The sequence below is a fragment of the Hyphomonas sp. ske169 genome (genome assembly GCF_056850855.1).
This window is the reverse complement of sequence record NZ_CP096146.1, coordinates 2701489-2719790: the sequence shown is the minus strand read 5'-3', so window position 1 is coordinate 2719790 and position 18302 is coordinate 2701489. Positions and strand designations below refer to the sequence as shown.

Sequence of the window (18302 nt, the reverse complement as noted above, 5' to 3'; positions counted from 1 at the left end):
TCCCCTATTGCCTCCGCCCAAGCGCAAGCTTCATCATGTCCAAAGATTTGGAATAGACGGTCATCGCCATATTGTGCTTGCCCACGGCTTCAGCCGATCTGAATACTTGCTCTTCAACGCTCACCGTGTTGCCGTTTGGCGAGGCCGAATCTAAATTTAGACTGTGTTGAAACGGCTGATTGAAATCGATTTTCTCGACGTCTGGTCCGTTGCGTTTCATGAAGTCTGCGAAGGATTCGATTTCCACCGCTTTGTAGCCTGGCTCATTCGCACGCGAGAGGTTTTCAGCGCTCGTTTTCTGCGTTTCAGCCGCATGACGCGCCATCGCCCCGTAGATTTGGAACAGAGACATGTCAGAAAGCATCGGAAAATCCCTTAAGGTTAACGTTTCCGCAAAATTTGCGACTATAAGTTGAAGAAAGGATTAACAGATACCCTGGGTTTAATTAACTTTTAGCATGTCTCGCCCCATCACCTCTCCCGCCCGTTTATGGGGCGCCGTGACCGAAATCCTGCCCGGCATGATTGAAGTCTCCGGCGTCAGTCACGCTGTGGGCATTGGCGATTCCGTAACAATTGAGAAGCCTGGTGAAGATCTGATCGGCGAAGTGATCACCGTGATGGGCGATTGTGTGAAAATCCTGATGTACAGCTCAACCGATGCGATTCGGATTGGCGACCGCGCCTTCATCACCGAACAAGATCAAGTTGAGGTCGGCGATCATTGGCTGGGCGCGCTCGTCAATTATCGCGGCGAGGTTCAGACCCGCCGGATTCCGAAACAGGGCGCGGGTTTAAAACAGAGTATGCCGCTGCAAACCAGCGCCTTGCCCCCGTCGGTCCGCAAACCGCTGGGCAAGCGTCTGCTGACGGGGCTGAACGTGACTGACACATTGCTGCCGATCTGCGCGGGACAGCGCATTGGCCTGTTCGCAGGATCCGGTGTTGGGAAATCGACGTTGCTCGGCACCCTTGCGGGCGGGATGAATGCCGACCGAGTAGTGATCGCTTTGATTGGCGAGCGCTCGCGCGAGGTTCAAGAATTTATCGACGAAGTCTTGCCGCCAGAGGCTCTGCCTAAAACCACAGTGATTGCGGCGACGGCGAATGAGCCGCCCGGCGCCAAAAAACGCGCTGCGTTCTGCGCGATGGCCGCGGCAGAGTATTATCGTGACCAAGGCCATTCGGTCCTCTTCTTGTTTGACTCGCTGACGCGGTTTGCCGAAGCGCATCGCGAAACGGCTTTAATGGCGGGCGAGACACCAGCGCTTAATGCGTTTCCGCCGTCCACTGTGCGCGTGGTCTCAGAGCTTGCCGAACGCACCGGCCCAGGTCCAAAGGGTCTTGGGGATATTACCGCGATCTTTTCTGTATTGGTCGCCGGATCAGACTTTGAAGAACCGGTCGCGGATATGGTGCGCGGCATCTTGGATGGGCATTTCGTGCTCTCTCGAAAGATTGCCGAGCGCGGCCGGTATCCAGCGATTGATGTCTTGCGCAGCGTCTCTCGCGCTTTGCCAAAAGCGGCGACGCCTGAGCAAAACGCCCTGCTCCACACCTATCGCAATTTGATCACCACTTATGATGAAATCGCGCCAATGGTCCGCGCGGGATTGTTTGAATTTGGAAAAGATCCGCATGCGGATCTGGCTTATTCGCTTTATCCCAGTCTCGATAAATTCCTCACCGAGCCCAGCAATGGAATAGAGACCGCGTTCGAGTATTTGCAAAGCCTGATGCAACCTGCGCTCAGCACCCCTGAAGCGGTGCCCGCTTAAGCGATTAGAAATTGCTCAAAAACAGATTTTGGCTCGCGACTGCGCCGAACCCGACAGCATTGCTCAACAAGGTGAGCGCCGTAGCGGCTGATCCAGTTGCCGCGATATTTTGATTAAGCGAGTCCAGCACCTGATAGCGCTGGATCACGCGATCAATCACGTCCGGCTCGGTCAGCTGGTCGATCGACGAGATGCTGAATTTCTTCTGCAATTCCTCATCGAGGATTTCGGCCTGCCGATCGATATCTAATGAGGCAAACTCTGATGGCAGGCCTAACGCGGTTTCCATCACGGTCCGCACCGGCACGCTGCCGAGCATGCGATAAAGATTGGTCTGGTCGGTCGAATTGGAATCTACAAGATCGGCAATTTCGGTCTGATAGTTGAGGCTTAGCCGCATCGCATTGTCTTGCTGGCCAACCGCCTCTTCAAAGGATTCAGACGCATATTGCGACGTTAGGCGTTCGACTTGTCCTGATGCGAGATTGATCATGCCCTCAGAATTCGGCCGCAAAGCGTTGGCGAAATCGGTATAGGCTTGGTTGTTCAAGCGCGCGAGAAAGGTGCTTTCAGGGTCCTGCACTTCCTCGAGCACATTGCGGACATAGCCGGTTTTCCAGGACTCGTCCGCCAACCCAAATGAGGTTAGCGCGATCCGGCGCAAACGGCCATCGGTGACAAACTCCTCCACCGCGATCGGTTTGGAGAGCTTCTCAGTGAAATAGTCGATATCGTTTTTGATCTGCGCAGAGTTTGAGTAGGTCTCGAGCTGCGTGTCATATGTCGACTGCAAAAAGGCCCAACCACCCAGACCTGATAGAGGAATGACCGGTTGGAATACCATTTAAGCCGCCAGAGCGTCGTTTCGATCTTGCCCGAGCATTTGGCTTTCGAGCTCGATTACCTGCTTCAAATAGCACAGCGCAGAATAGTAATTGCCGCGCCGGATCATTTCGCAAAGCGTTGGGATCAGATCGGGTTTAATCGGTGAGAATGCGTCTTTAAGATCCTCGCACGCCCGATAGAGTGCGGGCAGTGTATCGTCTTCTTCGAGATCTTTTGTGATCAGAAGCTGGATTGCGTAATAGACCTGCTTAACGGGGGTATCGACTTGGTCGGGCCGCAAAGCATCGCGGCAGCGCAGAACCATAACATCCGGACTTGGCACGCGAATGCGTCCGGGTTTGTCGCCGTTTTCCAGCATTGTTCCGTTGATAATAAAACGCTCACCAGGAGCGAGTTTTAGCATTAATCCGGACATTCCTAGTCCCCTCCAGCTTTACTCTTTCGCCGTTTAAACCGTTTTGAGCCCCTGCATTATGGACTCGTTGATTTCGATCAGGTCTGCCAAATGCGCATCGCCTGAAAGCACTTGCATAGAGTGCCGGCGGACAAAGACAGCGAGCTCGAGGAGGGACTTCCGCGTCGCCTCTGGGAGCTGATTTTCAGGGTGAAGCAAATCGGTGGAGAGAAGGGTCCACAATTCGAGGTTTCGATTGACGGCATCTGCCCATTTGGGAGCGTCAGTTTTTTCGAGATCGACCGCGTCTCTCAGCGCATCCGTGATTTGATCAAACAGAGCATGTTCGAGAGATTTGTTATCCGCGGTTCGGTTCCGAACTTCACCATACGCTTTGACAGCTAGAGCCTGCAATCAAGCCTCCTAGAATTCTAAAATGAAATCTGGGGCGCCCCGAAGAGCGCCCCAGACAATTGAGTTACTATCGGAAGAGTGACAGCAGCGACTGAGGCGCCTGGTTCGCGATAGACAGAGCTTGGGTACCAAGCTGCTGCTGAACCTGAAGGGCCTGAAGCTTCGCTGAAGCGGCTTCCATATCTGTGTCTGTCAGACCACCGATACCGGTTGTCAGTGAGTCGACCATTGTCTGAACAAACTCGCTTTGTGTATCGATCCGCTTCTGAGCAGAACCGAAGCCAGCTGCGGCGTCGATTGAGGTATTGAGAAGCGTCTCAATTGAGCTCAGAGCTGCGGTTGCACCAGCGTCCGTCGTAACGTCGATGGTTGACAAGTTACCAAGGCCACCAGCCGACGTACCAGCGGTACTGTCGTTTGTAGATTCAGTCTGAATGCTAACCGCTGCACCAGAATTGTTGGTGATCGAGATTGAGTTGTCAGTACGAGACACAACATAGTCAGTCTGACCAGTTGCTGCGAAGAAGTTTGAAATCTGAGTTTCAAGGTTCGCAGCAACAGAGTTGGTGCTCGCATCTGCATCAGCAACATACTGGAATGTGCGCTGACCGATATTGTTATTGGTCGCCGTGTCATCAATGATGATCTGGTAGCCATAACCGTCAGCAACCGATTCGATATCGATTGTTTGGGTCGCGCTATCAGCAACTGATGCCGCGGTACCAGCGTTTGTGCCGCCATTGTCGATGATTGTTAGGTCATCAACAAAAGTCGTACCGAATGTTTCGCCAGTTGCGGTGTTCGAAATCGACAGGTCAGTCCGTGCAACGTCGATATAAGACGCCGAAACAGTGCCGGCAGACGAACGGTCGAGAGACGCCAAAACGCTAACGTCTTCAGTGGAAGAACCGTCGATCAGGTTCAGGCCGTTAAACTGAGCCGCACCAACAATAGATCCCACCTGGTCACGAAGCGCCGCGATGTCGGTTTGGATTTTTGAACGGTCAACGTTTTCTTCTTGAGCAGAAACGATCAGCTCTTTCATGTCCTGAAGAACGTTTGTGATTTGCTCAGAAGCAGACCGGGCAACACCGACAGAAGAGTTACCAAGGTTCAAAGAGTCTTGGATCTGCTTAAAGCTCTCAACGTCTGTAGACATAACAGTCGAGATCGCCCAGATCGCCGCGTTATCCTTGGCGCTGGAAACTTTTTTACCGGTTGAAATTTCTGACTGAACCATTGCGAGGTCTTTGTTGATGCCGCGCAATGTTTCCAGTGCGACCATGGCACTGTTGTTCGTAAGAATACTAGACATTGATGCTTATCCTTATTTGGTTTGGTCCTAAGCGGGACTTTCTGTTCAATGCCATCCTGACACCCCGTTTATACGGGAAACCACTCTTGGTTGTATTTACCGTATTACTATCGCAGGGTGTACAAACCCTTAATTCCGTTACGCTTTACTTTCGAAGCCGCCGCGAGCGCCAGAAAAGTGCACTTTAGAGCCTGACTGATTGTAGGACCCGACCTGCGAATCGCTTTGCAGACGATCGAGCCGACTGATCACGCTCTTTAATCCATGCTGCATGGCGCGGAGATGCCGCCCGTGCTCATCCGCCGTGGCCTGAAGTTTAACCACGCGCTTGATCAGTGTTTGGGGTTGGTCTTTTAAAGCACCGCCCTCAATCGCATTGGCCAGCGTCGTCAGATGTTCAAGCTTCGTGCTCGACAAAGCGTTCAATTCGCTAATCTGCCCTAAGACAATATGTTCCGCTTCCTGTTCAAATACAGTTTCGATCGAGTCGAGGCACGCTTCTAAATTTGCACTATTCATTGATCAGTCCCTTTGCATCTGTGTAAGCGGCCACTGGCGTTGGAAGTTCTTTATCTAAGAGGCCGAGCGGCTGTTGCTGGGCGAGGTCTTCGGCAATCGCTTCAACAAAGTATCGCGAGAACATAGACGCCCCTTCGCCGCCGCCGAGTGTCATTGCTTTCTCCAACCCCGTATGGGTGAGAAGTTCAGCCCAGAGCAATTTTTCAAAGCGCAGCTTCGCATCCTCTGACATGTCTGTCGGCGCTGGTTTGGTACCCTCCGCCGAGGTCGAGGCGGCGAGCTGATTACTGGTGATCGGCGATAGAGGTTGCACATCGCACTCCTTGATTGGTGAATCAAAATTAAATTTAAAGTTGTTAATTACCTCTTTACGCGCTCCTGTTGTATTGCGCGCAGGTTTTTGAAGAGAGCCCGATGATCTCTGTCTTAATGTCTGAGGGTTTGGCCCCGTCGAACGGCGCTAAACCACACGAACCCGCCCGCGATGCGTCGCGTCCGTCCAAAGACGAGGCGTTCTCGTCCGATATGGACTCCCCTGACGACACGTCTGACGTCGCCTCTGAAAAAGAGAGCGCCGCGCAAGACACCGTCGCAGCCGCACCAGCCGAAACAGATCAAAAACCGGCCCCCGCCGGCGAAGACGGATCTCAACTGAATGCTGTAAAAGTGGCGAAAGATAGCGCTCAAGCTGAACCCACTGGTGCCCTCAACCTAGATGCAGAAATCGCGGCCGATGACCCAGATATCGCCGCTAAAGATACCGCCTCTAAAGAGGCCAATGCCCCGCGCACAGCTGAGATCGTCGACACAGTCAAAACTGCGGCATCCGCCGCGGTGACCGCCGGTGACGCCAATCTCGACGCTCCTGTGCAAACGCAGGCTGAAACGGCTGCTCCGTCCCCTGACGGGGAACCGCGTGCGCACGGATCTGAAGACGCTGCCACCATCAAGGGCGCGCCGGAAGCAGATGCTGAGATTAAGCTCGATCCGCGTAGCGGCGACCAAGCCTCTGCTGATGGCGAAGTGACGCCCCTGAAATTCGCAGACACATCAGGTCAATCTGGTGACCAGAATCGAGGCCAGACTAGTCTAACCGCGACGCCAGAAGCTGATCCGCGCTTGGCGGGCGACGCGGAAGCCGCCCCCAGCGACCTGGTGCGGACAAGTGAACTTGCCGACCTAGACGCGCGAAAACAGAATGCCGCTGCTGCTGGCAACGAAAAGCTCATTCAAGCAAGCGTGTCTCGTGACGGGGCGCCGGTCTCTTTTGACCCCGCTCTATCCGTCGTCGCCGCATCTTCGAGTTCTAGTTCAGTAGGTCCCGTGCCCACAGGAGGCCTCGCCCCAACGACGCCTGCGCACGTCATCGCTGCGCCGTCGGATCTGACCAATATTGTCATGAATGCGCTCAAAACTGGCGGTGATCCGCAAGAGCAATTGGTGGTTCAGCTGGATCCGCCTGAATTGGGACGCGTCCTGATCGACTTTAAATTCGACGCGCAAGGCGTTCAGCAAATTACCGTCACCTCTGAAAATCCTGAAGCCTTGAAACGCCTTCGGGAATTGCATTTCGAATTGACTGAAGCCTTGAAGCAAAACGGCCTCTCAGACAGCAATCTGTCGTTCCAGCAACACACGCAAGATCAGTCGCAATCAAATTGGCAGGCCCCTGAATGGGGGCGTGCGCAATCGCAATCCATTGCAGCCGCAGATCGAGATTCTTCGGCTGCCTCCATGCCGCCTCTCCCTAACTTCCAAGGGAGGGATCGGCTCGACTTATTGCTTTAGGAGTAAGCTATGAGTGAGATAAATCCTGTTTCTTCGACCGGATCTACCGGCTCGACAAACACAGCGGCGGCAAACACGTCAGCCAATCAAACCAGTTTCAACGAAGACTTTGACACCTTCTTGCAACTGCTCACCGCACAAATCCGAAACCAGGATCCGTTAGAGCCGACAGACTCAACTCAGTTTGTTGAACAGCTCGCGACCTTCTCCTCGCTTGAGCAGCAAGTTGAAACAAATAATACGCTGGGCGACATCGCCACTATGATCGGCAATCTCTCCTCAATGCTGGCCAATGAATGGCTCGGCCAAGAAGTCGCGGTGTCCTCTAAGCATGTGTCCTATGAAGGCAAACCCGTCGAGTTCGAGGTCGATCCTGCTTACGCTTATGATGAAGCGGTGCTGACCGTCGCCGACAGCCAAAACCAAATCATCTACCAAGAAAAGCTTGATGTTGATCAAGGACGGTACGCTTGGGATGGCGACCTCTCCAACCAAAAAGGTCAAGCCGATGATGGAATCTATCAGTTCCAGGTCGACTTGTTTGAAGATGGCCAAGTGGTGGCTTCCACTCCGGCTGAAATTATCAGCAAAGTGACCGCGCTGGGCAATGAGAACGGCCAGTTGCGCATTGGCACAGATAGTCGCCTATCGGCCAATCTGAGCGACGTCCGGAAGCTCGACGCGAATTGAGTTAAAGCGAATTTGTGAGGACCTACATTAGGTCCTGTTTGGCCATATCCACAATCAGCACATTCACGATCCCGTCGGACACAGAGTCTCGAAGGTTCATCAAAAGCATTGAGCGGATCATTTCATAATGCTCAATATTGGTGGGCTCTTCGAGCGTTCGACCATCATTGCTGAGCCCGATCAGAGTCGTCATGATATTGTCGCGTAGTTTCGGTTCTTCCGAGAAAAGCTTGTCGGATGCGCCAGAAGCGGTTTCAAGCGTGACGTGCAAAATGACGAGGCTTTTGACCTGATCTTCGCGCATCACCGGGACGACGAATTCTCGGCTAAATTTAAAATATTCAGACTCGCCCGTTGAAGCGTATTTGTCGCCTTTCTTGGCATCGCCTTTCTTCTTGCCATGATCGTCTTTTTTGTAATCCCCGTGATCATCATGGTCGCCATGATCATCCTTGGATTCAGAATGATCTGAACCACCAGCCGCCGCTGTCGACGGCGTCTTCAGCATAACGCCGGCAAAACTGCCAATAGCGATAAAAATAATAGCAACGAGGCTGGTGATGATCAGTTTCATGATTGGATCCTTAGAAGGGGAGTACTTTTTCGAGCACTTTCGGCACCATGCCGCGTTTGATCCCGGCTTGGGTTTCTCCGCGGCTGAGATAAGACAGGTTGGCGTCGGCGATTTTCTCGTAAGACACTGTGTTGGTTCGCGTGATATCTTGCGCGCGAATGACGCCTGAAACGGTTAGGTATCGCACTTCGTCGCTGACTTGGGTTTGCTGATAGCCAGCAATGACGAGATTGCCGTTTGGCTCCACGCCGACGACGCGGGCCGATAATCTGAATGTGACTTGTTCCGCCCGATTTAGTGAACCATCGCCTGTGATCCCTGAGGCCCGGTCATAGTCGATGGCAGGCGACAGGCTGGCACCATTCGGCAGAAAGCCGCCAGCGGCCTGCGGCAAGCCGAGAAGCGCCGCAATGTTAAACTGTTCATTGGTTTGACGATTGCGTGACAGAGAGCTTTGCATGCTGGCTTGATCATTCATGTCGACCACAACGGTGAGCAAATCGCCAACATCTTTGGCGCGGCGCATACCCAGCAGTGCGTTCGGCGCCGTGGTCCACAGCGAAGCAGATGTTGCTTGCGGTTCTTGTGTATAAGCGGGCTGAGTTTGCGCCCAATAGGTCGGCTGCTCATGCACGGCAACATCTTGCCCATCATGCGCGCCGCCTGAAGCACATGCCGACAAAGACACAGCCACTAATCCCGTAAATGCGGGAATTCCTAATTTACCCATATCCAGCCTCCTGCTTGAACGATTCCTTCGACGGTTTGGCGCGACTCAAGGTTCAGAACGGGCACTCGCTCGTTCAACCCTGCTTCGCCCAAGGCCCGACCCGTCAGGGTGATTTCGAGCGGACCTTTCATATATTTCAAAGTGACCAATTGATTGCGCTTCACCAGGCGTGGCGAGCGAGTATCTTTGGCGGCAATTGGCTGGCCAGCATAAATCGTGCGGCTGACCTCTCGACCGAGAAGCTCCGCATGCTGATCTTGCCAGACATCGTCCGCAGGAGACGTGTTTTCTTGGGTGATCACAGACCCAGCGCGTAACACTTCATTGGCGGTTAAAGAGGCATCGACAGAGAGGCCAAGCGCCAGACAAATCAGGCTAATCATTATCTTAGCCTCGTGGTTGCAGCGAGCATTTCGTCAGAGGCAGTAATCACTTTCGAGTTCAGCTCATACCCGCGCTGCGCTTCAATCAGATCCGAAATCTCCTTCACCACATCTACGCCAGAATCTTCCAAAAATCCCTGCCGTAATGAGCCCACCCCTTCGCTCCCAGGCACCAAGCGATTGGCTTGACCAGAGGCTTCTGTTTCACGGAACAAATTATCCCCGATCGCCTCGAGGCCTTTTTCGTTCACGAATGACGCGACTGAAATCACGCCAATCGATTGGCCTTCGACTTGGTTGTCAAAATAAGCGGTCACCTCGCCATCGCGCGAAATAGAAATGCGCTGGGCATCGTTTGGAATCGTAATGCCATCGGCCAGCGAGTAACCAGCGGCGGTGACGATCTCGCCATCGGCGCTGCGATTAAGTTTCCCATCGCGCGTATAGACCGACTCGCCATCCGGGGTCCGAACCTCGAGGAACCCCTTGCCATCAATCGCGATATCAAGCTCAGCGCCCGTTTCGCGAAGCGCGCCTTGGGTGATTGCCATCGACACCGATGAAGCTTTCACCCCCGTACCGAGTTGAATACCAGCCGGAACGACTGTGCCCGTCTGCGAGGTGATTGTCCCAGGCGTGAGATATTGTTGATAGACCAGGTCTGAAAACTCGGCGACGCGCGGCCGATAGGCGGCGGTGCTCATATTGGCAATATTGTTCGAGATAACGTCGACGCGCGTTTGCTGCGCCGCCATCCCTGTTGCTGCAATCTGGAGGGATTTCATGGCTTAACTCCTGTGCCTATCGGTCTCTAACCGCTGAAATAAATTGCGTGATGCGTTGGTCCTCTCGCTCCAACAAAGTTTGTCCGGCCTCGTAAGCGCGATGCACTTCAATCATTCGGGCCATTTCTAAAACGGGGGATACATTGGAGGCTTCCAATGCGCCTTGTAGGACAGCGGCGCCTGCTACTGGCTGTAAGCCGCCATCAGCAACAAAGCGTGTGTCTGTCTCGCGCTGCAGCTGTCCTGTTGGGTTAAACACGCCAACCTGGCCAATGATCTGACCATCGGATGAGATGGTGCCATCGCCGGCAATGGTGACATTCGCTGCCTCGGGCGGGATCTGGATGGGTGAACTGCCTTCGCTCAGCACTTTCGCGCCGTCAGCTGTCACCAACTCGCCTTCTGCGGAAATCTGGAACGCTCCAGCGCGGGTCAGCCGCTGTCCGGCATCGGTCTCAAGCCCGAAAAAGCCTTCGCCTTGGATCGCCAGATCAAACTGGCCGCCAGTGAATTTCACAGTGCCTTGCGTCAGATCGAAACTATGCCCGGCAAGCCCGCCCATAGAGAGCGAAGGCGTCTCTTGCCCTGTGGCCATGACATATTCAGCGAAGATGGCGCTGTCGGTCTTATAACCTGATGTGTTTGTATTTGCGATATTGTTCGCGACGACTTGCATCTCTTTTAAGAGACCATCTTGGCGCGCCAGCGTGGTGTAAATACTATTGCTCATTCATGGCTCCTGCCTGTGGGACCGCCAGCGCTTTTCGAGAAGACTCAAGAAGGTCTGCGATCTGATACGGGCGAATCTCTCGCCCCGCCCCATCTGGGGAAATTCCTTTTGAAAGCTTGATCGTCCGCACACGGTCTAGACGCACAACTTCCTCGTCCGATAGACCGGTCACGAGCTTGGCGAGATCAACGTCCCAAAGCGCCCAATTGTCGACAATGGCGCCCTGCTCAATCAGCTCAAGCTGTTTGCTTGGATAGGCAGCGAGGCCCGTATAAGCGGCTGTCGCAATGATCGGCAGATTGGCCTGCAAGGCGCGAATTCCGGCCATGCGGTTGATTTCGGCTTCGGTTGGGAAGTCCTCGCGGACATCAAACAAATCTTGATCGACATGGCCCCAGAATGCGGCTTCGGCGAGCATGTTCGCGACTTCGGGGGTTTGCTCAACCGGCCCGAGGAATTCCTTGACCATGCTGAACAAACCCAACTCCAGAGCTTTGACGGCGCCCTGTTTGCGAAGGTCTGTGCCATAACCATCAATCGGGAGATCGCTATGGAAGCGCGTAAGCGTATGCAGCGCGTTGAGCGCATTCGCCGGGTCGTCGTCGGTCAGATAATCATCCAGCGCGCGAACAGTGTAGCTATCAATCGAAGCCCGAACCTCGTCACGATTTGCGACCGGCAACGCGCGAATGCGCTGCAAGCCTGCATACAAATCCCCGCTTGCAAGGTGATCGATGACGAACTCCAGAATCGGATCGAGATTGTGCTGAGTCTCATTCGTCTCGAGCATGTTCCACGCTTCTTCGAGTACAAATGAGCGGACGGTTGGGCGGAGCTGATCACTGCGCTCAACTAAAATCAAAAGCGCCGCCAATTTCAGCTTTGGCCGACTCATCAGCATGACCAAACGGTCGTCTGATTCTGCGCCGCTCGGCATATCAAGGATCGCCGTCTTCAGCGCACTCAGACGCGTCGAATTCTCAATTTCTTGCGGTGTGAAAGTCGCAATCACCTGTTGCGCGAGATCGCTGCGCCGCTCAATCAACAGCGATGGCACGATGAGCATCGCGGTGTCTTCGCGCAGGTTGTATGGCAGGGTTCGAATGCTGGCGATCTGATTGGCAAGTCGCTCAACTCCGCCCGGCTCGAACAAGACCAATTGCGCCGCCGCGTGCCAAATCTCAGCTTCGGAATGGCAAGCGCTCAGCGCTTCGAAGTAAGCAAGATCAGGCCGCACCCGATTTTCCATCAGCGTGATGAATTTGCGGTACGGCTCCCATTGCGGCTCTTCCCGAGCATTTAGCAGCGCTCGCGATTCCGCGTAGAGGCCCAAAGCGAGTTTTGATTTTAGATCCGCACGAAGCTTTTCGTCTATGCTTTCATCGGCAGCGGCATCAATCGCGTTGGGCAGCTCGGTAAATTTCCGCAATGATCTGACCACGGAGAAATCGAGTGGATAAGGCTGCGCGCAATTCCCTCGCGCGGCTGGCATTGATCTGATTTCTGACCCATCGGCCTGCGGCCCATCCTCGCCCTCGGCAGGGACAAGAAGTCCGCCGCGGATCGCGGTTTCGACAAATGCGTCGAGGTCTTCGCCCACAGCTTCTTGGTCAGTTTCTGCTTCAGGTTCAGAAACGTCGTTCGCTCCGGTTTGCGCATGAGCTGCGGAAACCAGAGCGATGAAGAAACTTGCGGTGGCAAGACGGCGTATCATGCGGCTTGGCGTAATCCTTTCACGGCTTCTTCAACCTCGTCGAAGGACGGGCGGACCCTGGCCGGGGCATGTCGGCGAGCGACTTCGACACAGATATTGATCGGGTTCTTGTGCAGGCTCGACACCAGCACTTCGCCAATCATCTCATAGAAAAAATGCTCTTCTTTGCGAGTATGGGCGACCTTGGTGGCAAAGGGGCCGACGACGCCGTAGGCCAAAAACACGCCAAGGAAGGTTCCGACCAGCGCGCCACCGATCATACCCCCCAGAACTTCTGGCGGCTTGTCGATCGAAGCCATGGTTTTAATAACGCCGAGAACCGCCGCAACGATCCCAAGGGCCGGTAGAGCGTCGGCCATGTTCTGCAGTGCGTGCGAGCCATGCAGATGGTCTTCGAGGAGCGCTTCAAGGTGCTTTTCCAGAAGCTCTTCGACTTGGTGAACATTGTCGAAATTCATGATCATCGAGCGGATCGTGTCGCAGATCATTTCAATCGCGTGGTGATCTTTGAGAATTTTCGGATATTTCTGGAAGATCGCAGACTCTTTGGGCGCCTCAATGTGCGCTTCAATGTCGACCGGGTTTTCTTTGAGAATGGTCAAGAGCTCTGTCATCATGCAGAGCAGGTCTTGATAGTCTTTCTTCTTCCATTTGGGGCCAGCAAAAGCTGCGCCGAGATCACCGGCAGTGTGTTTGATTGTGGCCATATCATTCGCAGCCAAAAACGCACCAGTCGCCGCGCCGCCAATCATCATCATCTCAAATGGCAGCGACTTGAGGATGATGCTCATCTTACCTCCGGCGAGGATATACCCGCCGAAGACCATCACCATGGTCACTACTAAGCCTAATATCGCGTTCACCGGTACTCTCCTTTTGACCCGTACTCACCCATCTTCATCATGCCGCCGTCATCTCTTGGACGAACTCAGGATCGATCTCTGATGTCAGCTTGACTGCGCGCTGGTGTTTCCAAACACCGAGCTCCGCCATCGCGATATCAACCGGACCGTCCACGGTTTTTGCGGACACGATAAGCTTTGAACGATCAGTGCCGGGCAGCGTAATGACACTTCCGCTCTCGAGGCGCGCGCATTCCGCGACACTCATCGGCACCCGATCGATTATGATTTCCAAATTGACGCTCGAATTCTGAACCCGGGGCTCGTCGAGACTTGGTGGTTTCTGCGTTTCTTCGGCATTTGCGTTTGCAATTCCGTCCTCAGAAGACGCCATGGCCAATGCAATTGTCTTTTCGAGCTTCAGCGCCACGCCAACCCGCACCGCCTGGCCTTCGATATCGCTTAAATAGTATACAAGCAGGCAATTGCCTTCGACCGACAGACTCTCAAACGCGACGCAAGCTGGCGGCTCGTCGTCTTCCTCAATCAAACCAAACGCGCGGGTGACGGACTCGCCCAGAACACTCGCCGAGCGCTCCAAAAGTAATTGTAAGAAGAGTTGCGGCGCCTCTGCTAATCGGGCGGGATCTTGTTCTAATTTATTACCGGCCACGCGTGCGGCAATCAAATTGTCGATCGAAACGCCAACAATGAAATCGTCCGACTCACTTTCAAAGCCATAGAGATAGGCGCCGAACAGGTCGTCTGGGAGCGCTGCGCCACGGCACACTTCACGCGACTGCAATCGAACCTTGTTTTCCCCGCCTAATGTCTCGTCGAGCCATGTGGCCACAGAGGATTCAAGCGTCAGCCAAAAGGACCGACTCTGCAGCACTTTTGGCGGCAACCCACCGCTCGATTCAAGCTTTTTCCGAAGAACGGACGTCAAATTGCACCCCTAGTGATCACGCGTAATCTCTACCCACGATTGAATTTTAAGGTGAATAAAACGTTATCGGCGTCGAAAAAATCGCCGTGTAGTTGTATTTCGGAAATTTACCTTACTTTGCTAATCCAAGCCCACTGAACAAAACGGGTGTACGTTATGGCTGCTGATGGTGCTACTGGACTTGCTCCAATCATTATTAAGAAGAAGAAAAAAGTCGTTGGCGGCGGACACCACGGCGGGGCCTGGAAGGTTGCATATGCAGACTTCGTGACCGCGATGATGGCCTTCTTCCTGCTGATGTGGCTGCTCAACGCGACAACTGAAGAGCAGCGCAAAGGCATCGCCGACTATTTCAACCCGACTATTCCCGTCAGCCGGATTTCTGGCGGCGGCTCAGACGGGCTGAATGGCTCTTCGATCTTCACCGAGCAGACTTATGCGCAAAAAGGAACCGGCGCGACGCGAGATGCGACCGCGGGCAGCCCCTCAACCTCAAAAACCGGCACCCCGGATGAGGAAGGTTTGGCGCAGGCTGACGCAGATATCGTTGAGCAATTGCAGCTGGCGATTAGTCAGGAAGCCCCGCTATTGAACGAACATATTCAGGTTAAACTCTCCCCCGAAGGGATTGTTATGGAGCTTGTCGACTCTGAGGATGTTCCCCTGTTCCCGCGCGGCGGCAGCGTCGCGACTCCGCTTCTCACTGAACTCATTCAAACCGTAACCCAGTCATTCGACTCTTTCGGCAATTCTGTGAAAGTGGTTGGTCACACAGATTCAGCTGTGTTCAGAAATGGCGAAGGGTTCGACAATTGGGATCTTTCTGCCGAACGCGCGAACGTCGCGCGCCGTCTGATGATGGAGGCTGGATTCCCGGCAAGCCGTATCCAGGAAGTCTCAGGCCGCGCCGATACCGACCTGCTGGTTAAGGATGATCCGTATGCGGCACAAAACCGCCGGATCTCGATCACACTGCTCAAACAGGAGATCAGTGGTTAAGGGGAGTTATCCGTCTATTAACCTATGATTTCTACTTTCGGTTGCATCGACTGCAGGAGCAACCGACATGAGTATCACATCATCCTTGAACGCGGCCGTTAGCGGCCTCAACGCAAACGCCACCCGCCTCGCAACAATTTCTGACAATTTGGCGAACTCTGAAACGTTTGGATACAAACGCAGTGACGTCGACTTTTCGAGCATGGTGCTCGAACAGCGCAGCTCAACTTATTCTGCTGGCGGCGTAAATGTCGACGCGTTCAAAGATGTGCGCGCAATTGGCTCTCTGATTTCAACCGGTAACGCCACCGATATCGCCGTGGCAGGCCGGGGCTTGGTCCCAGTGACCGACCTTCAGGGCACAACGCTGAATGGTGATGATCGAGACCTCATGCTCCTGCCCACAGGATCCTTTTCCGCAGATCAGAACGGCAACCTGCGCACCCAAAGCGGCAAATATCTACTCGGCTGGCCAGCCGATAGCGCCGGCGATGTTGGTAGCGTAAGCCGCAATAGTGGCGGCAGCTTGCAGCCGGTCAACATCTCGACATCGCAATTCGTTGCCGCCCCAACTGGCCGGATCGAGATTGATATCAACCTCCCAGCGGATGCGACCCAGGCCGGGGCCCCGGCAGGCGCTTACTCGCTGCCAATTGAGTATTATGACAATCTTGGCCGAGCGCAGAATGTGAGATTGGAATTCACACCTGTGGTTCCCGGTACCGGTTCAAGTAATGAATGGAATGTCCAAATCTTTGATGAGGCTGGCGATCCATTGGTGTCCGTCGGTGATTTCAATGTCACTTTCTTGGATACGACCGGAAATGGCGGTCAGATTGATGCAGTCACAGCATCTGGGGGCGCCACCTATTCAAACGCGACAGGCTTACTTTCAATGACGTTTGAGCATGGTCCGGTGGATATTTTCATTGGCCGTCCAAGCGACACGGCTGGGATTACCCAGCTTTCAGCCGCCTTCTCACCCACATCGGTCACCAAAGATGGGGCGCCAATTGGGGATCTGCAATCTGTTGAGATTGACGATCGCGGTTATCTTCAAGCGATTTATGATACCGGCTTCCGGCGCACATTGTTCCAGATTCCGATTGCGGACGTTCCAAATATGGACGGCCTGATCGCCCGTGATGGCCAAGCCTTTAGCATCTCAGCTTCAAGTGGCGATATGTATCTCTGGGATGCCGGAACCGGACCAGTCGGATCGATTTCTGGTTATTCCTTGATGGAATCCACCGTCGACATTGCAGCCGAGCTTACCGACTTGATCGAAACGCAACGCGCTTACTCTTCGAGTGCGAAGATCGTGCAGACCGTAGACGAGATGCTGCAGGAAACGACAAACCTCAAGCGATAACGCTTAGTCCGCCAAGAAAGCCAATGACGTGAGCATTACAGCTGCCATTCAATCCGCAAGGTCTGGGCTCGACGTCATTGGTATGCGCGCCGATTTGGTCGCAACCAATGTCGCCAATGCGACGACGCCAGGATATGTCCGCCGGTCTTTGACCGTCAGCGAGACGATTCTCGGCAATCAAACTGCCGGCGTGCAGGTGATCAGCGTTGATCGCTCTCAAAATGAGATCATGACCGCTGAGCGCCGCAGCCTCTCAAGTGATTTGGCACAAGCCGATATCCTCAGCAGCCGTTGGGGATCTCTGTCTCAACGGATCGGTGATGACATCGAGTCTTCTGCGCTGTTCCAAAATTTGAGCTCATTGCAGGCCGCGATTGATGAAGCGGTGCTGAGCCCTGAATCTGCGACCCACGCCAATACGGTGGTGCAGTCAGCAAACAATCTTGTTCGAGAGTTTAATGCTCTATCGGATCTGATCACCCAGGAGCGTTGGCGCGCTGAAGGAGACATCCAAGAAGGCGTCACAATCGTGAATGCTTCGCTCAAACAAGTTGAAAACCTGAACAAGCAAATTTCAGGAGTTGATCGAACGACCGCCCAAGCGGCGGCCCTTTTCGACGAACGCGATCGGGTGATAGACCGGATTGCCGAATATCTCCCCGTGCAAACGATCGACAGTCAAAGTGGCACGGTCGATCTACTTACGGCTGAAGGCGTGTATTTGCTCGCCGGCACCGCACGCGAGATCGATTTCAACCAAGCCAATGCGATCGGGCCCAATATTACGCTCGGCAATGGCTTATTGTCCGGCATCTCAGTGGACGGCACGGATATAACGCCCGGTGCAACCTCCTTCGGCGCGGTCTCAAGCGGGAAATTTGGCGCGCTGTTCACGCTGCGCGACACAGACCTGCCCGCGCTTGAAGGTCAGCTTGATATCATGGCGCAGGACCTGATTGATCGGTTTTCCGACCCCGCACTTGACCCGACGCTGACACCTGGCGACCCGGGTCTGTTCTTAGACACCAACGCCGCTGCTGGCGACGGCGTTGCAGGGCGTTTGCAATTAAACGCCTTGGTTGATCCTGATCGCGGCGGCGCCGTTTGGCGATTGCGAGATGGTCTCGGGGCGGTCACACCCGGACCACCCGGGGACAACACAATCTTGAGCAATATGTCCGGTGCCTTCGATACCGTAAATGCGATCAGCGTCCCAGGCCTGCAAGGCGGGTTCGCATACTCAGATCTCGTCGCACAATTGGGTTCGCTGACGGGTCAACAGCGCATCCAGAATGAATCCGTTTTGTCATCAATATCGCTTCAGCATCAAACGATAAGAGAAGCCGAGGCCCGGGAAACGGGCGTCGATATCGAGACTGAGATGCAAGACTTGCTGATAATTGAGCAAGCTTATGCCGCCAATGCCCGCGTGATCCAAACAGCCAGTCAGATGCTGACAGAATTGATGGAGATCTAAGTC

General features: G+C 54.1%; 21 protein-coding genes. 6 read left to right on the top strand and 15 right to left on the bottom strand.

Annotation, left to right across the window (positions count from 1 at the left end):
- Positions 1–4: 4 nt before the first annotated feature.
- Positions 5–364: a flagellar biosynthesis protein FlgB gene (locus MY069_RS13205; protein ID WP_482794250.1), complete on the bottom strand. Its 360-nt coding sequence runs from the start codon at positions 362–364 to the stop codon at positions 5–7.
- A 94-nt stretch (positions 365–458) separates the two neighbouring features.
- On the opposite strand from MY069_RS13205, the gene MY069_RS13200 reads away from it, so the two are divergent.
- Entirely contained in the window at positions 459–1778 is a 1320-nt protein-coding gene (locus tag MY069_RS13200; protein ID WP_482794249.1) for a FliI/YscN family ATPase, read from the top strand.
- A gap of 4 nt (positions 1779–1782) precedes the next feature.
- Here MY069_RS13200 and MY069_RS13195 read toward each other — a convergent pair whose 3' ends face one another.
- The 6 genes from MY069_RS13195 to MY069_RS13170 all read right to left on the bottom strand — a co-directional run bounded on the left by MY069_RS13195 (position 1783) and on the right by MY069_RS13170 (position 5579).
- On the bottom strand, positions 1783–2622 hold the full coding sequence (locus MY069_RS13195; protein ID WP_482794248.1) for a DUF1217 domain-containing protein: 840 nt from the start codon (positions 2620–2622) through the stop codon (positions 1783–1785).
- Entirely contained in the window at positions 2623–3039 is a 417-nt protein-coding gene (locus MY069_RS13190) for a flagellar biosynthesis repressor FlbT (RefSeq protein ID WP_482794247.1), read from the bottom strand.
- Between the two features lie 33 nt (positions 3040–3072).
- Complete coding sequence (flaF, locus tag MY069_RS13185; protein WP_482794246.1) at positions 3073–3432, bottom strand: flagellar biosynthesis regulator FlaF; 360 nt, start codon at positions 3430–3432, stop codon at positions 3073–3075.
- Between the two features lie 67 nt (positions 3433–3499).
- Entirely contained in the window at positions 3500–4747 is a 1248-nt protein-coding gene (locus MY069_RS13180) for a flagellin N-terminal helical domain-containing protein (RefSeq protein WP_482794245.1), read from the bottom strand.
- Positions 4748–4885: 138 nt separating this feature from the next.
- Complete coding sequence (locus MY069_RS13175) at positions 4886–5266, bottom strand: hypothetical protein (RefSeq protein WP_482794244.1); 381 nt, start codon at positions 5264–5266, stop codon at positions 4886–4888.
- Entirely contained in the window at positions 5259–5579 is a 321-nt protein-coding gene (locus MY069_RS13170; RefSeq protein WP_482794243.1) for a hypothetical protein, read from the bottom strand. The genes MY069_RS13175 and MY069_RS13170 overlap by 8 nt, the downstream gene beginning before the upstream one ends.
- Before the next feature lie 101 nt (positions 5580–5680).
- Here MY069_RS13170 and MY069_RS13165 point away from each other — a divergent pair, with 101 nt between their 5' ends.
- Both MY069_RS13165 and MY069_RS13160 read left to right on the top strand, forming a co-directional pair.
- Positions 5681–7054, top strand: coding sequence for a flagellar hook-length control protein FliK (locus MY069_RS13165; RefSeq protein WP_482794242.1), 1374 nt, complete (start codon positions 5681–5683; stop codon positions 7052–7054).
- Between the two features lie 9 nt (positions 7055–7063).
- On the top strand, positions 7064–7744 hold the full coding sequence (locus tag MY069_RS13160) for a flagellar hook assembly protein FlgD (protein WP_482794241.1): 681 nt from the start codon (positions 7064–7066) through the stop codon (positions 7742–7744).
- 22 nt (positions 7745–7766) lie between these two features.
- Here the strand turns inward: MY069_RS13160 and MY069_RS13155 are convergent, their stop codons facing one another.
- The 8 genes from MY069_RS13155 to MY069_RS13120 are packed head-to-tail and all read right to left on the bottom strand — an operon-like array spanning position 7767 to position 14355.
- On the bottom strand, positions 7767–8318 hold the full coding sequence (locus MY069_RS13155) for a hypothetical protein (protein ID WP_482794240.1): 552 nt from the start codon (positions 8316–8318) through the stop codon (positions 7767–7769).
- A gap of 10 nt (positions 8319–8328) precedes the next feature.
- Positions 8329–9048: a flagellar basal body L-ring protein FlgH gene (locus MY069_RS13150; RefSeq protein ID WP_482794239.1), complete on the bottom strand. Its 720-nt coding sequence runs from the start codon at positions 9046–9048 to the stop codon at positions 8329–8331.
- Positions 9036–9431 carry a flagellar basal body P-ring formation chaperone FlgA gene (flgA, locus tag MY069_RS13145; RefSeq protein WP_482794238.1) on the bottom strand — a complete coding sequence of 132 codons (396 nt, stop codon included), beginning with the start codon at positions 9429–9431 and terminating at the stop codon, positions 9036–9038. Before flgA ends, MY069_RS13150 begins: the two co-directional genes overlap by 13 nt.
- On the bottom strand, positions 9431–10216 hold the full coding sequence (flgG, locus tag MY069_RS13140; protein ID WP_482794237.1) for a flagellar basal-body rod protein FlgG: 786 nt from the start codon (positions 10214–10216) through the stop codon (positions 9431–9433). The genes flgA and flgG overlap by 1 nt, the downstream gene beginning before the upstream one ends.
- Before the next feature lie 16 nt (positions 10217–10232).
- Positions 10233–10946 carry a flagellar hook-basal body complex protein gene (locus tag MY069_RS13135; RefSeq protein ID WP_482794236.1) on the bottom strand — a complete coding sequence of 238 codons (714 nt, stop codon included), beginning with the start codon at positions 10944–10946 and terminating at the stop codon, positions 10233–10235.
- Positions 10936–12660 carry a hypothetical protein gene (locus MY069_RS13130; RefSeq protein ID WP_482794235.1) on the bottom strand — a complete coding sequence of 575 codons (1725 nt, stop codon included), beginning with the start codon at positions 12658–12660 and terminating at the stop codon, positions 10936–10938. The genes MY069_RS13135 and MY069_RS13130 overlap by 11 nt, the downstream gene beginning before the upstream one ends.
- Positions 12657–13523, bottom strand: a complete 867-nt coding sequence (gene motA, locus MY069_RS13125) for a flagellar motor stator protein MotA (RefSeq protein WP_482794234.1) — start codon at positions 13521–13523, stop codon at positions 12657–12659. Before motA ends, MY069_RS13130 begins: the two co-directional genes overlap by 4 nt.
- 37 nt (positions 13524–13560) lie before the next feature.
- Positions 13561–14355, bottom strand: a complete 795-nt coding sequence (locus tag MY069_RS13120) for a FliM/FliN family flagellar motor C-terminal domain-containing protein (RefSeq protein WP_482794233.1) — start codon at positions 14353–14355, stop codon at positions 13561–13563.
- Between the two features lie 252 nt (positions 14356–14607).
- Here MY069_RS13120 and MY069_RS13115 point away from each other — a divergent pair, with 252 nt between their 5' ends.
- The 3 genes from MY069_RS13115 (at position 14608) to flgK (ending at position 18299) form a co-directional block, all read left to right on the top strand.
- Positions 14608–15450 carry a flagellar motor protein MotB gene (locus MY069_RS13115; protein ID WP_482794232.1) on the top strand — a complete coding sequence of 281 codons (843 nt, stop codon included), beginning with the start codon at positions 14608–14610 and terminating at the stop codon, positions 15448–15450.
- Positions 15451–15517: 67 nt separating this feature from the next.
- Positions 15518–16822: a flagellar hook protein FlgE gene (locus MY069_RS13110; RefSeq protein WP_482794231.1), complete on the top strand. Its 1305-nt coding sequence runs from the start codon at positions 15518–15520 to the stop codon at positions 16820–16822.
- Positions 16823–16850: 28 nt separating this feature from the next.
- Positions 16851–18299 (top strand): flagellar hook-associated protein FlgK, encoded by a 1449-nt coding sequence (gene flgK / locus MY069_RS13105; RefSeq protein WP_482794230.1) that lies wholly within the window; start codon positions 16851–16853, stop codon positions 18297–18299.
- Positions 18300–18302: the final 3 nt, after the last annotated feature.